The organism is Natrinema sp. 74, assembly GCF_046097095.1.
Classification (GTDB): Archaea; Halobacteriota; Halobacteria; order Halobacteriales; family Natrialbaceae; genus Natrinema.
On sequence record NZ_CP175698.1, the window covers coordinates 515,611 to 538,560 of the forward strand.

Annotated in this window: 17 protein-coding genes; 9 read left to right on the forward strand and 8 right to left on the reverse strand. The window is 66.4% G+C overall.

What is annotated here, in order from left to right; genetic code table 11:
• Window positions 1-40 precede the first annotated feature (40 nt).
• Together ACJ70B_RS02530 and ACJ70B_RS02535 are read left to right on the forward strand one after the other, a co-directional pair.
• The gene (locus ACJ70B_RS02530) at window positions 41-940 is read left to right on the forward strand and encodes a thiamine-phosphate synthase family protein (RefSeq protein WP_408958846.1); all 900 of its coding nucleotides are present in this window, start codon (window positions 41-43) and stop codon (window positions 938-940) included.
• A 12-nt stretch (window positions 941-952) separates the two neighbouring features.
• Window positions 953-1,657, forward strand: a complete 705-nt coding sequence (locus ACJ70B_RS02535) for a class I SAM-dependent methyltransferase (RefSeq protein ID WP_408958847.1) — start codon at window positions 953-955, stop codon at window positions 1,655-1,657.
• 28 nt (window positions 1,658-1,685) lie between these two features.
• Here the strand turns inward: ACJ70B_RS02535 and ACJ70B_RS02540 are convergent, their stop codons facing one another.
• From ACJ70B_RS02540 to ACJ70B_RS02550, 3 genes are all read right to left on the reverse strand, one after another.
• Window positions 1,686-2,096: an acyl-CoA thioesterase gene (locus ACJ70B_RS02540; protein ID WP_408958848.1), complete on the reverse strand. Its 411-nt coding sequence runs from the start codon at window positions 2,094-2,096 to the stop codon at window positions 1,686-1,688.
• A 198-nt stretch (window positions 2,097-2,294) separates the two neighbouring features.
• Entirely contained in the window at window positions 2,295-3,638 is a 1,344-nt protein-coding gene (trkA, locus tag ACJ70B_RS02545; protein WP_408958849.1) for a Trk system potassium transporter TrkA, read from the reverse strand.
• A 160-nt stretch (window positions 3,639-3,798) separates the two neighbouring features.
• Window positions 3,799-4,563, reverse strand: a complete 765-nt coding sequence (locus tag ACJ70B_RS02550; RefSeq protein WP_408958850.1) for a DUF7001 family protein — start codon at window positions 4,561-4,563, stop codon at window positions 3,799-3,801.
• Between the two features lie 152 nt (window positions 4,564-4,715).
• Here ACJ70B_RS02550 and ACJ70B_RS02555 point away from each other — a divergent pair, with 152 nt between their 5' ends.
• Window positions 4,716-6,464 carry a histidine kinase N-terminal 7TM domain-containing protein gene (locus tag ACJ70B_RS02555; RefSeq protein ID WP_408958851.1) on the forward strand — a complete coding sequence of 583 codons (1,749 nt, stop codon included), beginning with the start codon at window positions 4,716-4,718 and terminating at the stop codon, window positions 6,462-6,464.
• 40 nt (window positions 6,465-6,504) lie between these two features.
• Here the strand turns inward: ACJ70B_RS02555 and ACJ70B_RS02560 are convergent, their stop codons facing one another.
• A complete protein-coding gene (locus tag ACJ70B_RS02560; protein ID WP_408958852.1) occupies window positions 6,505-7,434 on the reverse strand; it encodes a sulfide-dependent adenosine diphosphate thiazole synthase in 930 nt (309 codons plus the stop codon).
• A 324-nt stretch (window positions 7,435-7,758) separates the two neighbouring features.
• Here ACJ70B_RS02560 and ACJ70B_RS02565 point away from each other — a divergent pair, with 324 nt between their 5' ends.
• From ACJ70B_RS02565 to ACJ70B_RS02580, 4 genes are all read left to right on the forward strand, one after another.
• Window positions 7,759-8,694 carry a hypothetical protein gene (locus ACJ70B_RS02565; RefSeq protein WP_408958853.1) on the forward strand — a complete coding sequence of 312 codons (936 nt, stop codon included), beginning with the start codon at window positions 7,759-7,761 and terminating at the stop codon, window positions 8,692-8,694.
• A gap of 78 nt (window positions 8,695-8,772) precedes the next feature.
• A complete protein-coding gene (locus ACJ70B_RS02570) occupies window positions 8,773-9,384 on the forward strand; it encodes a hypothetical protein (protein ID WP_408958854.1) in 612 nt (203 codons plus the stop codon).
• Complete coding sequence (locus ACJ70B_RS02575; protein ID WP_408958855.1) at window positions 9,381-9,578, forward strand: hypothetical protein; 198 nt, start codon at window positions 9,381-9,383, stop codon at window positions 9,576-9,578. The genes ACJ70B_RS02570 and ACJ70B_RS02575 overlap by 4 nt, the downstream gene beginning before the upstream one ends.
• Window positions 9,579-9,996: 418 nt before the next feature.
• Window positions 9,997-12,477, forward strand: a complete 2,481-nt coding sequence (locus ACJ70B_RS02580; protein WP_408958856.1) for a DNA topoisomerase I — start codon at window positions 9,997-9,999, stop codon at window positions 12,475-12,477.
• A gap of 21 nt (window positions 12,478-12,498) precedes the next feature.
• Here the strand turns inward: ACJ70B_RS02580 and ACJ70B_RS02585 are convergent, their stop codons facing one another.
• Together ACJ70B_RS02585 and ACJ70B_RS02590 are read right to left on the reverse strand one after the other, a co-directional pair.
• Entirely contained in the window at window positions 12,499-13,887 is a 1,389-nt protein-coding gene (locus ACJ70B_RS02585) for an APC family permease (RefSeq protein ID WP_408958857.1), read from the reverse strand.
• Window positions 13,884-15,479 carry an ABC transporter substrate-binding protein gene (locus ACJ70B_RS02590; RefSeq protein ID WP_408958858.1) on the reverse strand — a complete coding sequence of 532 codons (1,596 nt, stop codon included), beginning with the start codon at window positions 15,477-15,479 and terminating at the stop codon, window positions 13,884-13,886. The genes ACJ70B_RS02585 and ACJ70B_RS02590 overlap by 4 nt, the downstream gene beginning before the upstream one ends.
• Window positions 15,480-15,716: 237 nt before the next feature.
• Here ACJ70B_RS02590 and ACJ70B_RS02595 point away from each other — a divergent pair, with 237 nt between their 5' ends.
• The gene (locus tag ACJ70B_RS02595) at window positions 15,717-19,940 is read left to right on the forward strand and encodes a sister chromatid cohesion protein PDS5 (RefSeq protein ID WP_408958859.1); all 4,224 of its coding nucleotides are present in this window, start codon (window positions 15,717-15,719) and stop codon (window positions 19,938-19,940) included.
• 108 nt (window positions 19,941-20,048) lie between these two features.
• Window positions 20,049-21,248 carry a bifunctional sugar-1-phosphate nucleotidylyltransferase/acetyltransferase gene (gene glmU / locus ACJ70B_RS02600; protein ID WP_408958860.1) on the forward strand — a complete coding sequence of 400 codons (1,200 nt, stop codon included), beginning with the start codon at window positions 20,049-20,051 and terminating at the stop codon, window positions 21,246-21,248.
• Window positions 21,249-21,569: 321 nt separating this feature from the next.
• Here the strand turns inward: glmU and ACJ70B_RS02605 are convergent, their stop codons facing one another.
• Window positions 21,570-22,430 (reverse strand): carbon-nitrogen family hydrolase, encoded by an 861-nt coding sequence (locus tag ACJ70B_RS02605; RefSeq protein WP_408958861.1) that lies wholly within the window; start codon window positions 22,428-22,430, stop codon window positions 21,570-21,572.
• 27 nt (window positions 22,431-22,457) lie between these two features.
• Window positions 22,458-22,892 (reverse strand): SRPBCC family protein, encoded by a 435-nt coding sequence (locus ACJ70B_RS02610; protein ID WP_408958862.1) that lies wholly within the window; start codon window positions 22,890-22,892, stop codon window positions 22,458-22,460.
• Between the last annotated feature and the right edge of the window lie 58 nt (window positions 22,893-22,950).

Here is a 22,950-nt window from a genome sequence, read left to right on the forward strand (position 1 = left end):
GATAAGTTATCCCGCGGGCGCTCGTACTCCCGTCTAACGAATGCAATTCGTCGAAGAAATCGTCGTGGACGAGTTTCTCCCGACCGTTCGGTCGCTACTCGCTAGTAACCTGCGTGACCGGGGGCTCACCCAAAGCGACGTGGCCGACGTGCTCGGAATCAGCCAGAGTGCCGTCTCGAAGTACGCCCACGGCGACGTGACCGTCAACGACCGCATCGCCGATGATGACCGCGTTTGCGACCTCGTCGACGATCTCGGCGCAGGACTCGCAGCCGGTGACATCTCGCCAGTCCAGGCGCTGATCGAACTCGAGGTGTTAATCCGCGACCTAGAGTCCGGCGGCGACCTCCTCGCACAGCTCCACGAGGAAGCAGTGCCGGAACTCGCCGATCACGGCTCCGGGTTCCGGGTTCACGATCCCGAGAGCGAGCCACGGGCCAGCGAACGCGTCCTCTCGTCGGTCCGCCAGGGGCTGAGCAGCCTCGAGACCGCGAGCGGGTTCTCGGGGCTGATCCCGGCGGTCGGCTCGAACCTGGTCGCCTGCACGCCGGACGCCGGAGGCGTCGACGACGTCGCGGGCGTCCCCGGCCGGATCTTCGACGTGAAGGGACAGACGACCGTTCCCGCGGCCCCCGAGTTCGGCGTCTCCGAACACGTCGCGCGGGTGCTGCTGGCCGCGCGTCGCCACGGGGCCGACGTCTCGGCGGCCATCAACATCCGGTACGACGCGGACCTGATCGACGACCTGACCGAGGCCGGCCACGTCGCCGCCGAGTTCGACGAGTCGGGCGACGTGGCCTCGAGCGTCGGCGCGGCGATCGAGGAGGAACCAGCGGCGACCGTGCTGTATCAGACCGGCGGGATGGGCATCGAGCCGCTCATCTACGTCCTCGACCGGGACGCACAGTCGGTCGCGGATACGATTCGGGCACTCATCTGAACCCGCAGGCGGATGACGACCGAATCCGCCCAGGAGTTCTACGGCCGCTGGGCCCGCCTCTACGATCTGATCGCGCGCCGAACGCCCGGCATCGCTCGTCTCCGCCGGCGAGCGGCCGCCGCCTGCCGCCTCGAGCCCGGCGACACCGTCGTCGAGATGGGGTGTGGAACCGGTGCAAACCTCCCCTTCCTCCGCGAGCGGGTCGGCCCGGACGGGACCGTGATCGGGATCGACTTCACTCGCCCCGTCCTCGAGCGAGCACGCGCGGCCACCGCCGCGTACGACAACGTCCACGTCCTGCAGGGCGACGCGACGCAGCCGCCAATCGGGGCCGCGCTCAAGGGCGTGGGGGGTGTGGACGGCGAGATCGACGCCGTCCTCGCGACCTTCGTCGTCGGCATGCTCGCAGATCCGGCCGACGCGGTCGACGACTGGTGCGATCTCGTCGGTCCCGACGGCACCGTCGTCCTCGCCAACGCGGCGCGCAGCGACGAGTGGTACGCGCCACCGATAAATGCCGTCTTCCGGGCGATCGTCGTCCTCTCGACGCCGCCGACGACGCAACTGCGCTACGAGAACGAGCCCTACGTTCGGCTCGACGAGAAGATCGACGCCGCCCACGCCCGCCTCCGCGAGCGCGCCGTCGCCGTCGCGGACGAAACCCGCGTCTTCGGCGTCGTTCGGGTGACCGGTGGCGTCCTCGAGCAAGAGACGTAGCTTCGGTAAGCCGCCTTACCGACCCCCACTATGCCACGGCCTCGAGGCCCTCGTACTCCCGGATCCGCTGGGCCATCTCGTCGGGAATCGGACCCGGCCGCTTCGTCTCGGGATCGACGTGGACGATCGTCGTCTCGGCCGTCGCCGCTACGTCGCCGTCGACGCGGATCTCGTAGGCCATCGTGCAACTCGAGTCGCCGAGTTCGGTCACCGAGAGTGCGACCGTGGGCTCGTCGTCTGCGGTGATCGGGCGCTCGTAGGAAATCTCGAGCGCGGCGATGACGAAGGAAATCTCCTCGTCTGCGAGTCCGGCCACGTCCCGGAGATAGGCGGTCCGACCCGCCTCGAGGTAGCTCGCGTAGACGGCGTGGTTGACGTGGTTCATCGGATCTAAATCGCGGTAGCGAACGGGAACGTCGACGGTAAACTCGACACTCATTGTACGTTGTCCGAGATGGCTGGGACAAAAGTACGCACCGGTTCGAGACGGCGACGCCGTCGAACGCGTCGACCGTAAGCGCCGCCGATCGGTCGTCGGCGGTGGACTTTGCCACCGACGATCCGCGAGCGAGTCGTGTGGGTCGTCGGAGCGCGATTGATGACTACCGACAATTGGCGAGCGTCTCGCGACGCCGGCTCACAGCAGTTCGGCGGCTTCGGACGCCACCTCGGCGTTGACGAACGCGATGATCCGATCGCCGGTCTGGACGATCCTGCTTTCACGCGGCGTCTGGAGTTGCCCGTTGCGGATAATCGCGCCGATAACGACGCCGGTCGGAAGTTCGGACGCCGCGGTCTTGAGGGTTTTACCGGTCAGTTCGCTCTCTTCGTCGATCACGACCTCGAGGACTTCGGCGTTGTCGTGTTCGAAAATGCCGATGTTCTCCGGTCTGGACCCGTAGATCACCTGAAGTATCTTCCCGGCGATGATGTCTTCGGGGTGGACGACGACGTCGAGTCCCGTCTCCTCGAAGAGGTCCACGACCGTGGGGTCGTTGACGACGGCCGCCGTCTTGGCGACGGCCTGTTCGCTGGCTAACTGCGCGAGCAGGTAGTTCGTATCGTCGTCGACCGCGCCGACGACCAGGTCGGCGTTCGTGAGAACGTCCGGCTCGAACCGACCGGGGTCCGTCGCGTCGGCGTTGCGAGACGACACTCCGCGCAGTTGCGTCGTGAGTCCGACCGCCTGATCCGGATCGCGCTCGACGACCTGTGGCGTCCACCCGCGGGCTTCGAACTGGTGGGCGATCTGATATCCTACCACGTCGTCTCCGACGATGACGATGTTACTGTCGGCGTCGAGACTGGGACGCGGGGTGATGTCCTCTGCGAACTGCCGAACGCCGTGAAGGCTGCCGATGACGATGAGCCGGTCGCCGGCTCGAATAACGGTGTCTCCCTCGGGTGTGAGGATGTCGTCGCCACGGAGGAGTGCAACGAACGTCGCCGACGGATAGTGGTCCGTCTCCGCGATGCGCTGGCCGGCCACCGGCATGTCGTCGTCGATCACGAACTCGGCGACTTCCACTCGCCCGTCGGCGAAGGTCTCGACGCCCTCTGCACCCGAGAGCGCGACGGTCTGGACGACGGCCTCGGCGGCGAGCACGTCGATACAGAGCATCGTATCGACGTTGAGTCTACCGTCGAGCGATTGCCAGGTCCGGTAGAGTCCGATGTCCTTGACGCGGGCGATGGTGTGTGGGTCGCCAGCGCGTTTGGCCGCGTTGCAGACCATGACGTTGGCCGCGTCGCTATCGGTGCTCGCCACGACGATCTCCGCTCGCTCGATGCCGGCCTCGCGAAGCGTGGACACCGAGCGGCCGTCGCCGACGATACCTGAGACGTCGAGTCGCGTCGTGAGATCATCGATCCGATCTGCATCTCGGTCGATGACCGTCACGTCGTAGTCCGCCGCAAGGTCGAGCGCGATGTTGGAACCGACATCGCCGGCACCGATAATGAGAATCATGTGCGTTCCCACGGTACATAACCACCGTTGCGGTTGTAAATCTTGTAGGTATTCGCAGGCTGCTCACCGTTCGAACGACAACGCCGTCACGACCGGCGGGGACGACCGACACGCTGCGAGGAGCGTCGCGCCGAACGGTCCGGCAGAGCGCGAAATCGGCGCGCGAGCCGTCTCAGCTCTCGTACAACTGCGCGTGTTCGCCACAGAATTCCGGCTCGCGGAGTTGCGCGTCGATCAGGTCCTCCTGGTAGTGGGCATTAAAGAGCCGACAGCCGGCTCGATCGCAGAACGACTCGCCGGTCTCGAGGTAGTGGTACGCCTGTAGCACGTAGCCCATCAGCGCGTCGGTGGTTCGCGGGTCGTTCTCGACCAGAAAGTCGCCCTCGACCTGATTCTCAAGGACTTCTCGCGGCGGCGCGTCGCCCGACAGCAGGGCGTGGCGCTGCTTTTCCTTGTAGTATTCCTCGGGCTTTGCAGGGGCCTCGTAAAGCCCAGGCACCGAAAGCAGCGCCGGCTGGCCGAGGACGGTCACGCGCTTGTGCCACCGGCCGTCGTGGTCGCCCCAGGTTCCGATCGCTCGGTCGAGGAGCGCCACGTGCAGCGTCTCGAGGACACGTTCTTCGGCGGGCAACGCGGCGTTGAGCGCCCGCTGGACCGCCGCACCGTCGTAGAGGACGCCGCCCTCACGCTCGGGAGCCTCGAGGGCGCGTTCCTCGTAGCGGATCGTCCCCAGCATCGTGTTACCGGTCTCGCGCTCGTATGGCGAGGGTACGCGAGCCTCGGCGAATCGCTCGGCGAGGTCATCCGTCCGATGGACCTCGAGGAATCGGTCGCGAACCGAGACCGTCGCGTCGACGCGCTCCTCGAGCCAGTCGGCCGATTCGGCGACGTCGACGACGGTCGTGGGTGCGCGATAGCAGATGACTCGATCGACCATGTGTGAATAAGTGGTACCACCGGGTGAAACGCTTGCGGTCCCTCGAACGGACGCCGCGACGCACCGCATCGAAATCGAGGCGGTCGAACGGACGGTCGCGACGGCATTCCGGCCGAAAGTAGTAACCCAGCCCAGTTTGACTATCACATCTGATGTGGTATCTGGCGCATCTCGCGGGACTGGTTCTGACGGCGGTCGTTTCAGTGGCGGTCGCGTCGTGGGTGCACCGACAGACGCACGATCGCGCCGGAACGGTGATGATCGTTCTGCTGTCGGCACACGCGCTGCAAGCGATGCTCGCAACGGTCCAGTTGCTGAGTTCGAGTCCCGCGGCCCAGCTGTTCTGGTATCGGCTGTGGTACGCCGTCGGCCTCGTGAATCCCATTATCTGGTTTCTGTTGGCGATCTACTACACGGGACGGGAGTACTGGCTGACGAAACCAGTGTGGGCGCTGTTGCTCGCAAGCCCGATCGCGCCCGTCGCGCTGTGGTTCGCCAATCCCGGCGGACTCATGGTCAGCGAATTCGTTGTCCACACCGAACCGTTCTACTACGTACAGGCCGCGTTCACCGACGCCAGCGTCTGGATGGTCGGCCTGATCAACGTCTACACGGTCTTCGGGGCCGGCCTCTTCTTCCAGCTATTTCTGTTCACGGAGCGCAGCACTCGGTGGCAGGCAGCCGCGGTGTTGGCCGGGATGCTGTCGATCTACGTTTCGACGATACTCTCCCAGGTGAGCTTCGTCCCGGCACCCGGATTCCCGTACGGATTGTTCGGCGGTGGCGTTTACGGCATTATTATCGCCGTGGGACTGTTTCGGACTCGGATGTTCGCGGTGGCACCGCTGGCCCGGGACGCGATCTTCGAATCGCTCGAGGACGCGATTCTGGTCGTCGACGGTAGGCGGACGATCGTCGACTTCAACGACCGAGCCGGTGATCTCTTCTCCGACCTCGACGACTACGTCGGCTGTACGCTCGGCGACGTCTATCCGTCGTTGGTGCAACCGGCGGACGCACCGACGGCCGACGGCGGCGGCGCGGCGGCGATCGTCGAGCGTGTCGAAGGGACCCTCGACTCGCCGTTCGCGGGAACGGTACGCGTCTCCGCCGACGGCGAAACCCGCACCCTGCGGATCGGCGTCTCGGCGATCACGAGCGGCGGGGAACCGCGAGGATACGCGCTGATCATGCGAGACGTCTCCGAACTCGAGGCGTATGCGGCCGAACTCGAGCGGAAGACGGACCGACTCGAGCAGTTCGCCAGCGTCCTGTCACACGATCTCCGAAACCCGGTTGCGGTCGCGATCGGCTACGCCCAACAGGCCCAGTCGACCGGCGAGCTCGAGTACATAGACGACGTGCTCGTCGCGCTCGACCGCATCGAGGACACCATCGACGATCTGCTGGTGCTCTCGCAGGAGGGGGAATCGATCGACGAGCTCGAGCCCGTGGCGCTTCGCGATGTCGCTGCGGACGCGTGGACGACCAGCGATACCGGCGAGGCGGCTTTCGAGAACGAACTCGAGGCCGACGCGCTGGTCCGTGCCGATCCCTCGCGGTTGCAGACGCTGTTCGAGAACCTGTTTCGCAACGCGGTCGATCACGGCGGTGAAACGGTTCGGGTCGGCCCGTTACGAACTGGGTTTTACGTCGCTGACGACGGGCCGGGCATCCCCGCGGACGAACGCGATCGCGTGTTCGAGTACGGGTATTCGTCGGACGGAGGAACGGGACTGGGGCTGGCGATCGTCGCCTCAATCGCCGACGCCCACGGCTGGTCGCTGTCGATCGGCGAGAGCGACGCCGACGGTGCCCGAGTCGATATCGAAGAGACGGAACGCGTCTCGTCCGACGAGCGTCTCCCTCGCGGAGAGACGACGACCGGTTCGAGCGGATAAGTAACGCGACGGACTCGAAACCGCCGACGGATCGGGTCGCTCAGTCGTCGGCTGGTGCGGCCCGCGAGGTCAGTTCGACGGGCTCGGCGTCGACCTCGAGTTCGTCGAGCGCGACCTGCGCGGCGCGCTTGCCCGAGACGAGCATGGCACCGAATGTCGGGCCCATCCGCGGCAGGCCGTAGGTCGTCGCGGTCGCCATCCCGGTGGCGATCAGGCCCTCGTGGACGAGGCCGGTGTGTTCGACGACGGCGTCCTCGGACTTGCCGACCCACATCGAGTCGTGGCCCGGCGAGTCGTGGCCCGGTGCGCCATAGCTGTCGTCGCCGGTCTGGTCCATCCCCGTCGCGGACTCCTCGGCGTCGGCGATGCCGGGGGCGTCCAAGACGCCGCGCTCGTCGAGTTTCTTGACCGCCATCGCGTCGTGGCCGGTGGCGTCGATGACCAGATCGGCCTCGACGGCGATCGGGTCGACGCAGGTGATCTCGCGGGGCAGCGCGTGGACCGGCGTCCAGTTCATCACGATCCCCGAGACCTTGTGGTCCTCGCGGATGACGATGTCGGTGAACTCGGTCATGTTCTGCATCTTCGCCCCCGCGTCGCAGGCGGCCTTGATCAACCCGGAACAGGCCTCGGGCCCGTTCGCGATGTAGAGGCCTTCGCTGTCTTGGGACTGTTTGTACGATACCTCGAGTTCGTCGAGAACCTGCTGGGCGGGATCCCGGACCGTGACCTTGTTCATCAGGAAGCCCCCGAGCCAGAAGCCGCCGCCGAGGTAGTTGTTCTTCTCGACGACCATTACCTTCACGCCGCGCTCGGAGAGTTCCTTCGCCGCGGTGAGCCCCGAGGGGCCGCCGCCGACGATGATCACGTCCGAGTCCGAGAAGTCCATGAACTCCTCGGTCCACTCCTGTCCGATCGCGCGAGTGACGTCTGCTTCACCGACCTGACTGAACTGCTCGAAGTCGCTCATACAACCGGGTAGTAGTAGCCTGTGGTGAAAAGTCTATCGCGATGGCTGCTGAGTTTCGCTCATCCTTCAGAAGCAGTTCCGACGAGTGACTGCTCGAGGGAGCGGTCGGGCGTTAGCGTCGATTACTCTATATGACTGTGCCGGTTGAATGGTCTTATACCGCCATCGTCTTGCCAGACTACCTCCAAGATGCTCCTTCGCAGTGATCTCTTCTCCCGCGATTCCGAGCCAATGAAGTTATACTATTCTACTATCTCACTTTATTACACCACTAATTAAATTCGTTATATTTATAATAGTTAGTGGCGCATATTAGGTTGCAATATGAAGGACCAACACAATAATAAAGCAGTAGATAGGAGAAACCTACTGAAGATACTCGGTACGTCCGGTGCAGTTGCCGGGGTCGGACTCGGGAATATCGCTACCGCGGCCAGTGCGACTGAAACCGGAAACGGTCTCCCCTTCACGGTCACAGACACGGCACTTGTCGGAGGTGAGACGCTCATCGACGACCTACGGGTACTTGCTTCCCAAGAGGGGCCAAATCGTCTCGCGTCGACAATGGAGTCAGAAGTGAACCTCGACTCGACCGATTCGTATGCATTCGGAGTGGCCCTCAAGACGAACAATGACTCGATCAACCATCGAAACCCGCGCCTAGTGAGCAAGTTCTTCAAATCCGCCGATAACGGAGATATTGATCCGATGCGTTCGGGTGTCCTCTTCGCGTTTACATTTGATGATGATGACGGCCGTATCGCGTCGCAGGGGGTCGGTGTCACCACCGAACCGGCGACCACCTCCCATCAGGGCCGTGGTCAAGGCCGACGCGAAGGAGGGAAACCGGATCAATCGAATACTACTTCGCCCACAGATTCACTGCAATCCGATGGCTTCGGAACTACAGAGGCTCGTTCTGTAGTAACCAGGCAGTTCGGCGAACAGAACGGAACGGTGGTTGCCAGCACACCGAACCAGCAGACCATGCGCGTCGGTAGTAGCGGCGGCGTTACCACACAGGGATGTTGGGTCAGTGAGGGTACGTGTCGTGATATTCTCGCAATCGCGTGTGCGGGCGTCTCTCAGCTCGATGATAGAGCGTGTCTTCGCGCGTGCTGGCGAGTCGCTGTCTCGAACCCCCTCGCGGGTGGTGCCTGCTGGGGGCTCTGTCAGGCGATCACTACTTGGTACGGCACGGCTGCCTGTGCCACCCAGGTGGACGAGGTCTGTGACACCGTTATCAGCGACGATTGTTGATAACAAGGTGTCTGACATCTAGTACAGCTTCCAACAATACCCGTAACGGTTAATATTACTAAGCTGGTATCATAACTCATGTTCTCAGATACCAGCGATCGCCGTCTCCCAGTGGCGAAGGGTATTCTCGTCACCCTCGCAATTCTCATCAACGTACTCGCCCTGAATCATACCCCGTCGTTCGACGTGTTCTTCACCGGATTGCTCGTCGCGTTCCTCCTTGAGGATCTGTTTGAGACCCGCGGTCCGGTTGCGCTGGTCATCGCTGGATTCGCGTTCTGGAACGCCACTCAATCGCTCTATAGACCGCTAGAGAGACTGTGGGCCGTCGTCTTCGTCACCATCGGTCTCATCGCAGTTGTGATCGGCAGCCGACAACTCATGCGGGATCGAATTGACGAGCAGCGTGCGAATGATGCGGCATATGTTGATGTAGTGGTCGTTCGTCGCGTATTCAATGCACTTAGAGATAGACCGCGGTCGGTCGGCGAACTGTCGCGCGAACTCGATCACACCGAATCGAGGATCGAGTTTGCCGTCGAGTTTCTTGAGGAACGTAATTTCGTGAGTCGCGACGGCGACATCGTGCGACTCCGCGAGAATGCAGATGGAGTGTTCGATTACGCCCGTATTACTGCGGTGACGACGTATAACTCCCTATTCGATCGGCATTCCTCTCAACCGCGATGACCGATGAATTCGTCCTGCGCGAGGAACTCGCGTTCGGACTCAAAGTCGGCGCTGCCGCATTCATCGTCGATCTGGCAGTCGGTCTCGGCATCGCCAGCGAGCAGTTCCCGACAGCTGCCCGAAGCGCGACCGTGGTTGGGTCCGCCTTCGTCGTTACGACGCTCGCAGTTCGATGGCTCACCCGCAGTCGGTAGTCGACTACCGGACCGATCGCCGATATATCCGGGCCGGGACCGACGTATCATGCTCGAGTAATATTATGATCGAGAGTAGTGCGTTCTTCCCATATCTGATCGAATCTCACAACAGACATTTGAAATTCCAGGGTGTCGGCGATTTCTCGCCATCGTGACTGCGATATTAGCCGCGGCAGTGTACATGTAACCCGTTCCAAGGGCGCGGTAAATAGGGTAGCGCGGGTTGCCGGCTCCGACGCCGGAACCGGTCCTCGCGTATGCACGACCGCGCGGACCCGCGACCGCACGCACACCCGCGCCCTCTTCCGATTTCGGCGAAAGCGTTATCAAATGCTCAGTCGTACCGAGCCACAATGAACGACACGCGCCCGTTTCGACAGCGCCCCGACGCTCGAGGGCCCGGAGGTGAGCCGCGGTGGAACTGATAATCACGGAGAAGGACAACGCGGCCCGCCGGATCGCGGACATCCTGAGCGGCGGGACCTACGATTCGAGTCGCGAAAACGGGGTGAACGTCTACGAGTGGGGCGGCAAGCGCTGCGTGGGACTGTCGGGCCACGTCGTCGGCGTCGACTTTCCCTCGGAGTACTCCGACTGGCGCGACGTCGAGCCGGTCGAACTGATCGACGCGAGCGTCGAGAAGACGGCGACGAAGGAGAACATCGTCGCGACGCTGCGACTCCTCGCGCGCCGAGCCGAGCGCGTGACGATCGCGACGGACTACGACCGCGAGGGCGAACTGATCGGTAAGGAGGCCTACGACATCGTCCGCGACGTGGACGAGGAAGTCCCCATTCGCCGGGTGCGCTTTTCCTCGATCACGGAAAACGAGGTCCAGAACGCGTTCGACGAGCCCGACGACCTCGATTTCGACCTCGCTGCCGCCGGCGAGGCCCGCCAGATCATCGACCTCGTCTGGGGCGCTGCGCTCACCCGTTTCCTCTCCCTCTCTGCGGGCCAGCTGGGCAACGACTTCATCTCCGTCGGCCGAGTCCAGTCGCCGACGCTGAAGCTGATCGTCGACCGCGAGCGCGAGATCGAGGCGTTCGATCCCGAGGACTACTGGGAACTCTTTGCCGACCTGACGAAGGACGATACCTCGTTCGAGGCCCAGTACTTCTACCGCGACGAGGACGACAACGAGGCCGAGCGCGTCTGGGAGGAGGCGGTCGCCGAGGAGGTCTACGAGACGCTCACCGAGCGCGACAGCGCGACCGTCGTCGACGTCAACCGACGAACTCGCACCGACGCGCCGCCGACACCCTTTAACACGACTCAGTTTATCCGCGCGGCCAGCGCGCTCGGCTATTCGGCCAAGCGGGCGATGTCGATCGCCGAGGACCTCTACACCGCCGGCTACATCACCTATCCGCGGACGGACAACACCGTCTACCCCGACGACTTAGATCCCGATGACCTGCTCGACGACTTCGTCGGCCACAATACGCTCGGCGAGTCGGCCGAGTCGCTGCTCGAGGCCGACGAGATCAGTCCAACAGAAGGCGACGAGGAGACGACCGACCACCCGCCGATCCATCCGACGGGCGAGATCCCGAGCCGGGGCGACGTGAGCGACGACGAGTGGGAGATCTTCGAACTCGTCGTCCGGCGGTTCTACGCGACCGTCGCCGACGCCGCGAAGTGGGAACACCTCAAGGTCGTCGCCGAGGTCGACGACCACCGGCTCAAGGCCAACGGCAAGCGGCTGGTCGAGCCCGGCTACCACGACGTCTACCCGTACTTCTCCACGACGGAGAACTACGTCCCCGACGTCGACGAGGGCGAGGAACTGGCGCTCTCCGACGTCGAACTCGAGGCCAAACAGACCCAGCCGCCGCGTCGATACGGTCAATCCCGGCTCATCGAGACGATGGAGGAGATGGGGATCGGAACGAAGTCGACCCGTCACAACACCCTGGAGAAGCTCTACGACCGGGGCTACATCGAGAGTGACCCGCCGCGGCCGACGAAGCTCGCGATGGCGGTCGTCGACGCGGCCGAGAACTACGCCGACCGCGTCGTCAGCGAGGAGATGACCGCCCAACTCGAGGCCGATATGGACGCCATCGCCAGCGGCGAGGCCGACCTCTCGGAAGTCACCGACGAGTCCCGCGAGATGTTAGCGGAGATCTTCGCGAGCCTGGCCGATTCGCGCGAGGAGATCGGCGATCACCTCAAGAAGTCGCTGAAAGACGACAAGCGGCTGGGGCCGTGTCCGGAGTGCGGCGAGGACCTGCTCGTGCGCCGGAGCCGCCACGGCTCCTATTTCATCGGCTGTGACGGCTACCCCGATTGCGAGTACACCCTGCCGCTGCCCTCGACGGGCAAGCCGCTGATCTTAGAGAGCGAGTGCGAGGAACACGGCTTACACGAGGTCAAGATGCTCGCGGGCCGGCAAACGTTCGTCCACGGCTGTCCGCTCTGTAAGGCCGAGGACGCCGGCGAGGGCCCGATCATCGGCGACTGTCCCGAGTGCGGGGACGACCATGGCGGAGAGTTGGCGATCAAGACCCTTCAGAGCGGCTCCCGGCTTGTGGGCTGTACCCGCTATCCCGACTGCGAGTACTCGCTACCACTCCCCCGCCGGGGCGAAATCGAGGTCACCGACGAGCACTGCGACGAACACGACCTACCCGAACTCGTCGTCCACAGCGGCGACGAGCCCTGGGAACTGGGCTGTCCGATCTGCAACTACCAGGAATTCCAGGCCCGCGAGAGCGAGTCGGGCTCCGACCTCGAGGCCCTCGACGGCATCGGAGCCAAGACCGTCGCAAAGCTCGCCGAGGCGGGGATCGAGGACCTCGAGGACTTGACCGATGCCGACCCGGACACGGTCGCGGACGACGTCGACGGAGTCAGCGCCGATCGCGTCCGAAGCTGGCAGGCCAAGGCCTGAGCCGAGACCGATGTCGGTCCTTTAGACCCGCTTTTCTACCTGCTGAACGCCTTCGGCCAGCTCTTCGCGTTTGAAATACATTCCCTCGACGGCGAAGACAGCCGCCGCGATGGCGACGACTAGCCAGAAGACCGCCGGGAGCTGCGAGTAAAGATACCACGTCAGCATGACGAAGAACGCGGCCGAGCCGATCGTCCCTAGCAGCGGGGGGATGGGGTTGACGTCGACGTCCTCCTCGCCGCGGACCGTCAACGCGAGCGCGCTCATCGCGCCGAAGACGACGATGAAGGCCAGCGAGGCGAACTCCACGACGGCCTCGAGGCTGCCGAGAGCGGTAAAGGCGGCCGTCAGGACGCCAATGACGATTACGGTCCGTTCGGGCGCGGCCGCGGCGTCCGCGTCGCCCATCTCGTCGGGGAGGATATCGTCGCTGATGAGGTTCTTCGCGAAGATGGCCTCGCTGAACATGGTCGAGTTGATCGCGCTGGCCGTCGAGACGAGGCCGGCGATGCCGACCGCCAGCGCGAGCCACTTCGAGATTAGCAAGGCACCGTAGAGCAGCGCCGGTTCGGGCTGGGCGGCGATCACTTCTTCGGGCAACAGCGTCGTGATCACGAATCCGACGAGGATGTAGATCGACGCTGCGATCGGGATCGAGACGAACACGCCCTTCGCGAGCGTCTCGTCCGGATCGTCGAACTGGTCTTGATCGTAGAACAGCAACTGCCAGCCCTCGAACGAGACGAAACCGACCGACGCGGCGATGATCGGGTTAAGTCCGAGTTCCGCGAAGCCGAGTCGCAGTTGATAGTTCGCCGCGCCAAACCAGAGGCCGATCAAGCCGAAGACGGCGATGATCCCTGCCTGAACGAACACGAGGTAGCGTTCGACCGCCGCCGACGAGCCTGCGCCGAGGAGGTTCACCCCGACGAACGCGGCGATGACACTGATCGAGATGAACTGTCGGACCGGCAGGCCCCAGACGTATTCGAAGCCGATCAGCATCTGCCCGTACATCCCGAACGCGTAGGCGTACATCGCCATCGTTCCGATATAGCCGACGACGAGCGTCCAGCCGACGACGCCGGCGATCGTCGATCTTCCCGTGAGTTCCTCGATGTACGAGACCGACCCACCGCTGCTCTCGGTTGCGTCGTTCAGTTTGATGAATGAGTATGCACAACAGAGGACGACGACGGTCGCGATGCTGTAGGCGAACCACGTCAGGATACCTGCCGCGGCCACGACGATGCCGATCGCCGCGTAGATACCGCCGCCGACGATGCCGCCTACGCCGAGCGCGACGGCCGTCGTGACGCCGAACTCGCCGCCGTTATCTCCGCCGCCGTTATCGCCGTTCTGCCCGCCGTTTCCACCGCCATCCTGCCCACCGGTTCCGTCCGTGCTCATGCTTTCGATCCTACTGTCACTACCTCGTCTTCCGATACGAGCCGCGGATTGACTTCCGCGATCGGATGCACGCGGAAGTTCCGAACGCCCGAATCCACGGCGAAGCTATTCTCGAACGAACAGATCGGCAGGCAGACCCGATCCTCGAGCAGCCGCGTGATCGCTTCCGCGTAGAGTCGGCGACGCCGGTCGCGGTTCTCCGTCTCGCGGGCCGACGTGAGCCGCTCCATGACCGCGTCCTCGCGGTAGAAGGTCCCGTTCGTGAATCCGGCCATGTTCTCGTGGAACGTCGGATAGAGGTGCGAGTCCGGATCGGACGTCCCGCTGATCTCGCCGACGAACACCGAGTAATCGCGCTCGGAACCGGAGACGTACCGCTCGAGAAAGGTCGCCTCAGGCTTCGAGACGACGAGCGCACCGTGACCGGCCTCTCTGAGACCGCCGGCGAGCGCCTCGCCGAACTCCTTGTGTTTCGGATCCATCGAGGTGAGGATGCGAAGTTGCCCGCTCGTCTCGTCGGCGTCGCGGAACAGCCGACGGGCGCGTTCGGAGTTCTTCTCGGTGGCGAGCGCCGCCCATTCCTCGGTCGGCATATTCCACTCGTCGGCGACCTGTGGCGGCAACGGCCCGTACTGGCGCTGCCCCATCGGCGCGACGAACTCTGACACCGCCTTCTCGAGGTCGATACAGTGGCTGATCGCCCTCCGTACCGTGGGATCGGTCGTCGGCCCCTCGTTCAGGTTGAAGCCGAAGTAAAACGACGTGTATCCCCGGTTGCGCTTTACCGACGCGTTCGCTACCTCGGCGACGTGATCGACGATCGTCGGCGAGACCGGCTCGATCGCGTCGTTGCGGTTCGTCCGCAGGCTCGTCAACTGAGTCATCGGGAACTCGACGTACGCCATCGTGACCCGCTCGATCGCGGGCATCGGCTCGTCCCAATAGTCGCCCCAGCGGCGCAGCGTGACCTTCTTCTCCTCGCTGAACGACGCCACCTCGAACGGACCGGCACCGATCGGGTCGGTCGCGAACGCCGCCGGATCGTCCTCTCGCTCCCGCCGCGGAACGATCGGCTGCGTCAGCGCGTGCTCGACGGCCGGATACGGGTGTGCGAGCGTGAACCGAACGGTCCGCTCGTCGACGGCCTCGACCGAGTCGAACGGGCTCACCCGCCACGCCGTCGGCGCGTCCTCCTCGAGTGGTGCAGTAAACGAGTAGACCACGTCGTCGGCGACCACCTCGCGCCCGTTCTGGAACTGCACACCGTCTCCGAGTTCGACGACGACGTCGCGGCGGCCGGTCCCGAACCGGGGCTCGCCGGCCGCGAGTTTCGGGACGATATCGGTCCCCTCGCCGTACTCGTAGAGCCCGTCGAACACCCGTCCGATCGCCTGTTCAGAACCGATCGATTTCGCGTCGATCGGATCGAGCGTGATCGGCGGGCGCAGCGTCCCGACGCGAAACGTCGGAGACGGGCCGGTTCCGAGCGTCGTCGAACAGCCCGCGAGCGCTCCCGAACCCACACCGCAGATCGCCGCGAGCAGTTGCCGTCGCGTCGCCTCGGCCGCTCGAGCGTGCGTTCCATCGACCATATATAGCACAATCTACATTTCCCCGCTCTCTCGCATGCCCTCCGCGTTCGGGTCGAACTCGTGAACAGTGTCGGGATGAACAAGGTTGGGTGATTTGCCTGCAACTGATGGGGACGCGGGTGTCACGCCGTTCACCGGCCGATCTGACGTTGCCGGGTGTACGATTAACTGAGTGTATCTCGAGGTGTAGGTATCAATACGACAGCGTGCGCTGCGATCACGCGTCGTGCGACCACCATGTCAGGATCGAACGAGACCATGGACGGATCAGGGGACCGAGTCGATGACGGACTCGAGGTCACCGTCGGGATCGATCGACTCGAGGACTTTCTGACGGCCGACGATCGCGCGGTCAGGGAGTACGCGGCCGAGACGCTGGCCGACGAGGCCGCCAACGGGCCGGCCGACGTGCGCTCGGCCGTACCGTCGCTGACCGAGCGCCTCGACGACGAGCCGGCAATCCGGTCGCACGCGGTCGCGGCGCTGTCGGCTATCGCGGCCGTCTACCCCGAGTCAGCCCGAGACGGGGTGCCGTCGCTGACCGAGCGACTCGAGGGGTCGACAGCGGTGCGAATCGAGGCGGCCGACGCGCTGGCATCAATCGCCGCGGAGGAGCCGACCGCCGTGGCCGATTCGGCGACGGCCCTCGCGAAACACGTCGCCGACGACGCGGAACGCGTCCGGATCCGGACGACGGACGCGCTGGCGTCGATCGCCGACGCCGCGCCCGAGCGAGTCGCCCCGGTCACCGGCGAAGTGGCGGCGGCGACCGATGACGAGACCGTCACGGTCCGGGAGAACGCGACGGCGGTCCTCGCGGCCGTCGCGGCGTACGAGCCCGACTCCATCGTCGATGCTGTCTCTTCGCTCGTCGGTCGACTCGAGGACGAACCGGCCGTCAGCGCACACGCCGCGCGAGCGATTCGCGCCGTCGCGGTCGAGCGTCCGTCGGCCGTCGCACCGTCGGTCGGCCCGCTCGCGGTGGCCCTCGAGGATCACCGAGATGCTGTTCGGGTCGACGCCGCAGCGGCGCTGGCGGCCGTCGCGACGGCCGATCCCGACGCCATCAGCGGCGTCGTCGACTCGCTGGCCGCAAGCCTCGCGGACGAGCCCGCGGTTCGCACCGAGACCGTCCGCGCGCTCCGAGACTGTGCCGAGGCGATCCCGGACGCGGTCGTACCGGCCGTCGAGGCGCTCGTCGAGCGCCTCGGGGACCCGCTCGAGGGCGTTCGAGTACGCGCGGCCGAGACGCTCGCGACGCTGGCGGCGGCGCAGCCCGGCGCGGTCGACCCCGCCGTCGAACCCCTCGCCCGCCGACTGACTCGCGACGGGCCGGCCGTTCGGAGCCGCAGCGTCGCCGCCATCGCCGACGTCGCGGCGGCCACGCCCGACACGGCCGCACCCGTCGTGGCCGACCTCGCCGCCGTCCTCGACGACGAAGACGCCGACGTTCGGCTTGAGGCCGTCCGCGCCATCGCGGCCGTCGCAGCGGCCGATTCGGCGTCGGTTCGCCCCGTCGCTACCCGGTTGGCAGACCGACTCGACGATCCGCACGAGCCGGTCCGCCGCCGCACGGCCGACGCCCTGGGCGCGATCGCGCTCGAAGCGCCCTGCGAGGAGCCCGTCGCCGCACTGATCGACCGACTCGAGGGCGACGACGAGTGGCTCCGAGGGGACGCGGCCCGCAGGCTGGCCGAGATCGCAGTATCGCGGACGGCAGACGCCCATCCGGCGATCGGCGCACTGGGACGGCGTCTCGAGGCCGACAGCGCCGCGGTGCGGCGGGCGGCCGCTCGCGATCTGATTCCGATCGCCGACGAGACGCCGCGGGCGGTCCGCGAGGTCGTTCCGGCGCTCGGCGACCGGCTGGCGGACGACGACGCGAGCGTCCGAAACGACGCGGCGCTCGCGCTCGAGCGGATCGCCGCGAGCGCACCGGGCGACGTCCGATCGGCGCTTCCAGGACTGTTCGGGGCGCTCGACGATCCGGATCGGAGCGTCCGCGAAACCGTCCGCGAGGCGCTCGTCTCGGTCGCACCGCGCGCGCCGGACGATCGACGGCCGGCGGTCGCGCTGGCCGTAGACGAGACCGATGCCGACGAGGGGCCGATCCGTGCTGCGGCCTGCGAAGCGCTCGGCGTCCTCGAGATCGAGACGGCGGGCGAGGCCGAGGCCGCCGTCGAGTCTCTCGGCGACGCGCTCGTCGAACCGACGCCGCCCGTCCGCGCCGCGGCACTAAGCGCGCTCGAGACGGTGCTCGCGGCCGACGACGCGGAGCCGACGCCGTTTGTGGTCCTGGGAGACGTTCTGCGTGCCGGTGGCGGGCGCGCGACGGCGGTGGCGGCGGCGCTGGCCGACATCGCTAAGACGGACCCGCCGCTGATCGCCGACGCCGAACCGCTGCTGCGCGATCGGGTGGAGAAGGCAAGCGGCGACGAGCGGCGGGCGCTATCGCGCGCGCTGGCGACCGCCCTCGCGGAGACGGACCGGCACTCGGTCACCGAGACGATGTGCGATTCCCTCGAGTCGGGCGACCTCGGTCGAGGCGACCGGGCGTCGACCGCGGCCGAAATCGCACGGCTCGCGGCCGCCGATCCGGACGACGCGGTCGCGGCCCAAGCTCGTCTGGCCGGCCTGGTCGCGGACGGCGAGGACGGCGTCGTCCGTGGCTACGCGGCCCTCGCGCTCGGAACGCTCGCGGTCACGGGCCGGGACGACGGCTCCGCGCTGGACGACGGGCTCGCGGCCGTCGACGACCGGTGGACCGACGCCGCATCGATCGTCGCCGGCGGCGAGACGCCGAGCGACGTCGACGGGATCGCCAGTCGGCTAACCGGGTTGGGACGACGACTCGAGGACGGCACCGACGACGAGCCGTGGGTCGCGGGGCTGGCCGCGCTCGCGCTCTCGGTCCTCGCCGACCGATCTGAGCGCCTTCGCCCGACCGCCCTCTCACAGGTTGCGGCCGGGCTCACGGCCGAGAACCCGGTCGTGCGAGTCACCGCCGGACGGACCCTCGCGACGATGGCCGACGACGAACCGAGCGGGTTCGACACGGTGACGGACGACCTGTGTGCGGCGCTGTCCGACGCCGATGCCGACGTTCGCGCCACCGCCGGAGCCGCGCTGGCCGAAGTAGCCGAAGTGGCCGGCCTCGAGGGTGATCACGACGCGATCGCGGCGGCGCTTCGCCCGCGCCTCTCGGATCCCGATGCGCGCGTCCGAGCGGCCGCGGTCCGGACGCTGACGGCGATCGAGGCCGTCGACGCGCTGCCCGCGGTCAGACCGTTAGTCGACGACCCCGTTCCGTCGGTCTCGGGCGCGGCGACGACCGCGACGGCGCGCCTCGAGCGCGTACGCGATCGTGAGGCGGCTCCCGACCGCGACTGGCCCATGGCCGGTGCGGATCCCGCGCGAACCGGCCACGTCGCCGACGGCGAACCGCTCGACAGGCAGCCGACGACGCGGTGGTGCGTCGAGACGGCCGCGACCGTCGCGGCCCCACCGGCACTGGTCGGCGACACTGTCGTCGCGAGCGAGGACGGCCGCGTCGCCGCGCTGGCGCTCGAGGACGGAGATGAGCGCTGGAGCGTCGAGACGGACGTGCCCATCGAGACGACGCCGGCCGTGGTCGACGATACCGTTTACATCGCGGCCGGAACGGCGGTCGACGCGCTCGAGGCCGACACGGGCGAGCACGTCTGGCGCTCTCAGACCGACGCGGCCGTTCGAACGTCGCCGATCGTCGCCGACGGGACGGTCTACGTCGGCGGCGACGCCCTTTACGCGACCGACGCCGAGACCGGGCGACCGATCTGGACGGTCCCGATCGAGACGTCGCCGGTCGGACTGGCCGTCAGCGACGGCGTCGTCTACGCCGCCTGTGAGGATCGACTGATCGCGCTCGCGGCCGCCGACGGACGCCGGCGCTGGACGACCGCGCTCGAGGGCGAGGGCGCAGGTGAGATACGCGCACCGCCGGCGGTCGGGGACGACCGCGTCTACGTCGGCGTTGGCGATGCGCTCCGTGCGCTGTCGGCTGCCGACGGCTCGCGCCGGTTTCGGTTCGATACGGGCGGTCGAATCGCCGCGTCGCCGGCCGTCGCGGACGGCGTCGTCTACGCCGCCAGCGCGGACGGCAGCCTCTACGCGATCGACGGCTCCACGGCCGCCGAGCGCTGGCGCGTCGCCCTCGGCGAGACGGTGGCCGGTCCGGTCGTCGTCGACGACACCGTCTGTCTGGGCACCGCCGACGGCCGCGTCCGTGCACTCTCGAGTGCCGACGGGTCGGAGCGGTGGGCCCTCGAGTCGACCGCCGTCGGGCGGACGACGGCGATCGCGGTCGCGAACGGACGGCTCTGTCTCGGCGGGACGGGCGGACTCGCGGCGATCGGCGACGCGTCGTCCTGGCCGGCGTCGATCTCCGACCTGTTCGCGCGCTTCGGAAGCGGATCGCCCTGACACCGGCGACCGGCACGTCCGTCGATCGGCGGTGGCAGTCGGCTCCCGTCGGCTCCGCTCGCTCGCGAGCGAATCGCTTATCCGCGGATTCGTGGAAAGGCCGAGTACATGAAGGCTGTCGTTCTCGCGGCGGGACAAGGAACTCGAATGCGACCGCTGTCCGAATCGGTGCCAAAGCCGATGTTACCGGTCGCGGACCGACCGCTCGCCGCCCACACGGTCGACGCGGCCGTCGACGCGGGGGCCGACGAGATCGTCCTCGTAATCGGCTACGAGGCCGAAATCGTCAGGGAGTACTTCGGTTCTGCGTACCGCGGCGTGCCGGTCTCCTATGCCGTCCAAGAAGAACAGGCCGGTACCGCCGACGCGGTCAACGCTGCTCGCGACCACATTGACGGTCCCTTCGCCGTCCTGAACGGCGACAACCTCTACGATCCGGCCGCGATCGACCGGCTGTTCGCCGAGTGTCCGGCGGTCTGTGCGATCGAGGTCGCCGAACCGAGCAACTACGGCGTGCTCAGTACGGCCGACGGCGCTGACGGCGGGGCCGACCGCGTGACGGAAATCGTCGAAAAGCCCGCCGAGCCGCCGACGAACCTCGCCAACGCCGGCGCGTACGCCTTCCCCGCCGAGGCCCGCGAGTGGCTCGAGGTGCCCGAAAGCGAACGGGGAGAGCACGAAATCACCGACGTCGTCGCGCGCGTCATCGACGAGTACGACGTAACGCCAGTGACCTTAGAGCGGTGGCTCGACGTGGGCCGTCCCTGGGAGTTACTCGAGGCCAACGAGTGGAAACTCGCCGAACTCGAGCGCCGGATCGACGGCGACGTCAGCGAGGACGCCCACCTCGAGGGCGACGTGGTCGTCGAGGCGGGCGCGACCGTTGAACCCGGCGTCGTGATCGAGGGACCGGCCCTGATCCGCGAGGGGGCGGAGATCGGGCCTAACGCCTACGTCCGCGGGGCGACGCTGATCGGTCCGGACGCGGAAATCGGCCACGCCGTCGAGGTGAAAAACAGCGTGATCTCGCGGGGCACCTCGGTCAGCCACCTCTCCTACGTCGGCGACAGCGTGCTGGGTCGCGACGTCAATTTCGGCGCGGGAACGAACGTCGCGAATCTCCGCCACGACGATGCCGATATTCGGTTTACGGTCAAGGGCGAGCGCGTCTCGACGGGTCGCCGGAAGTTCGGCGTCGTCGCCGGCGACGAGGTCAAGACGGGCATCAACGCGAGTCTCTCGCCCGGACTGAAGCTCACCACCGGCGTGACGACGAATCCGGGCGAAACCGTCGACCGGGACCGGTAACATAGCAGGCCCGGACCGGCTGATCGCTCCGAGTCGATTTCGAGCCGACCCGACGCGGCGCTGCTGGAAGCTGTCGCTCGAGCGGTCGGAAACGAAAGGGGCGAAAGGTGGGACGAGGCGAGGAGGCGGATGCGGGCGTGGCGCTCGGTCCCGGGAGCCGAGCGCGTGCGACGGGCCGGAGCGACGCGTAGTGCCGGTGTAGACGTGAAAAGCGCCTGTGCCGGCACTCCAATCGTAGGGCTGATGAGGTAAAAAATCAGCGGTCGGTCATCACGTCCTAGGCGGACCGACCCCGCCGAGTGGCGACCCCGGAGCCGCGATTCACAGCCGCCGATCTTGCAGTGCCGGAAACTCTGCGCGGACCGCCGCGACCGTCGCCGGATCGACCTCGGTCGTCACCAGCGCCGACTCGTCGCCGCTCGAGGCCAACGAGACGCCCCACGGATCGTAGACGCTCGAGCGGCCAAGCAGCGTGGCGTCCTCGAAGTCACCGGCCCCGTTGATCGTCGCGACGTAGGCCTGGTTCTCGATCGCGCGAGCCTGCGAGAGCGTCGTCCAGTGTTCGATTCGAGGGTAAGGCCACGCGCTCGGGACGAGGATCAGTTCGACGCCGTCGTCGACCAGCCGCCGGTAGAGTTCCGGAAACCGGAGGTCGTAACAGGTCGTCACGCCGACGGTGAGGCCGCCGATCGTCGCCGTCTCGAGGCGCTCGCCGGGGACGAGCAGCTCGGATTCGGCCGACTCGTACCCGAACAGGTGGTGTTTCCGGTAGACGAGTCGCAAGTCGCCGGCGGCGTCGAACAGCGCGGCGGTGTTGGCCAGCCCCTCGTCGGCGGGCGTGTCGACGGTCTCGGTCGCCGCCAGATCTTCGACGATGCTGCCCGCGAGGACGGCGATGTCGTGCTCGGCCGCGGCCTCCCGAAGGCCAGTAAACGTCTCGCCGTCGAACGGCTCGGCGTTGTCCGCGTAGCGGTCGAACGCGAAGTAGCCCACGTTGAACAGTTCTGGCAGCGCCACGAGGTCCGCGCCCCGGTCTGCGGCCCGGGAAACCGCCGCCAACGCCCGCTCGACGTTCGCCTCGACCTCCCCGGCCTCGACATGAATCTGGGCGAGCGCGAGCATGAGCGCGTCGCCGTCACCGCTGGCGTCGCCGCCGTCTCCGCCGGCTGTCTCCAGTGTCATGTGCCGACAGTGGCCGCCCCAGCACCGTTACTGTGTCGTACGGAGGTCGCGCTCGAGCGCCCGCCGGAGGTTATCGAGTTCCGAATCTAAATTCCGCTTGAAGAACTTCTCGACGCCTGGGAGTTTGCCGTCGACGACGAAGTGGTTCTCGAGGCGCGCGCCGTCGTCGGTGTCGACGATTTCGTGTTCACCGGTGACGTTCATCACCTTCGACCGCCCGACGAACTTGACGTACTCCGGCGGCGTCCGGGCGACATCTTCGGTGTCGATGCTGACCGTCTTGCGCACGAGCGGGATGGGGAGTTCGACGTACCAGGTGGCCCGCCGACCGTCGGAATCGTCCACGGAGTACTCGTCGACGACGCTGATCGCCCGGGCCCGGTTCGACGGGTCGGCGATGAACTCCCAGACCCGATCTGGCGACGCGTCTACTTCGAACGACCGGTCGACCCGTACAGTCATGCCCGTACGTGAGCGATTGTCGGATAAAAATGCGGTGGACCGGCGGACGATCGCCGGC

Excerpts from the sequence above, each read along its gene's own strand:
- ACJ70B_RS02585 (WP_408958857.1), bottom strand. The coding sequence starts at position 13,887 with ATGAGCACGGACGGAACCGGTGGGCAGGATGGCGGTGGAAACGGCGGG.
- ACJ70B_RS02530 (WP_408958846.1), top strand. The coding sequence starts at position 41 with ATGCAATTCGTCGAAGAAATCGTCGTGGACGAGTTTCTCCCGACCGTT.
- ACJ70B_RS02605 (WP_408958861.1), bottom strand. The coding sequence starts at position 22,430 with ATGACACTGGAGACAGCCGGCGGAGACGGCGGCGACGCCAGCGGTGAC.
- ACJ70B_RS02540 (WP_408958848.1), bottom strand. The coding sequence starts at position 2,096 with ATGAGTGTCGAGTTTACCGTCGACGTTCCCGTTCGCTACCGCGATTTA.
- ACJ70B_RS02570 (WP_408958854.1), top strand. The coding sequence starts at position 8,773 with ATGTTCTCAGATACCAGCGATCGCCGTCTCCCAGTGGCGAAGGGTATT.
- ACJ70B_RS02555 (WP_408958851.1), top strand. The coding sequence starts at position 4,716 with ATGTGGTATCTGGCGCATCTCGCGGGACTGGTTCTGACGGCGGTCGTT.
- ACJ70B_RS02610 (WP_408958862.1), bottom strand. The coding sequence starts at position 22,892 with ATGACTGTACGGGTCGACCGGTCGTTCGAAGTAGACGCGTCGCCAGAT.
- ACJ70B_RS02595 (WP_408958859.1), top strand. The coding sequence starts at position 15,717 with ATGTCAGGATCGAACGAGACCATGGACGGATCAGGGGACCGAGTCGAT.
- glmU (WP_408958860.1), top strand. The coding sequence starts at position 20,049 with ATGAAGGCTGTCGTTCTCGCGGCGGGACAAGGAACTCGAATGCGACCG.
- ACJ70B_RS02575 (WP_408958855.1), top strand. The coding sequence starts at position 9,381 with ATGACCGATGAATTCGTCCTGCGCGAGGAACTCGCGTTCGGACTCAAA.
- ACJ70B_RS02560 (WP_408958852.1), bottom strand. The coding sequence starts at position 7,434 with ATGAGCGACTTCGAGCAGTTCAGTCAGGTCGGTGAAGCAGACGTCACT.
- ACJ70B_RS02550 (WP_408958850.1), bottom strand. The coding sequence starts at position 4,563 with ATGGTCGATCGAGTCATCTGCTATCGCGCACCCACGACCGTCGTCGAC.
- ACJ70B_RS02565 (WP_408958853.1), top strand. The coding sequence starts at position 7,759 with ATGAAGGACCAACACAATAATAAAGCAGTAGATAGGAGAAACCTACTG.
- ACJ70B_RS02535 (WP_408958847.1), top strand. The coding sequence starts at position 953 with ATGACGACCGAATCCGCCCAGGAGTTCTACGGCCGCTGGGCCCGCCTC.
- ACJ70B_RS02590 (WP_408958858.1), bottom strand. The coding sequence starts at position 15,479 with ATGGTCGATGGAACGCACGCTCGAGCGGCCGAGGCGACGCGACGGCAA.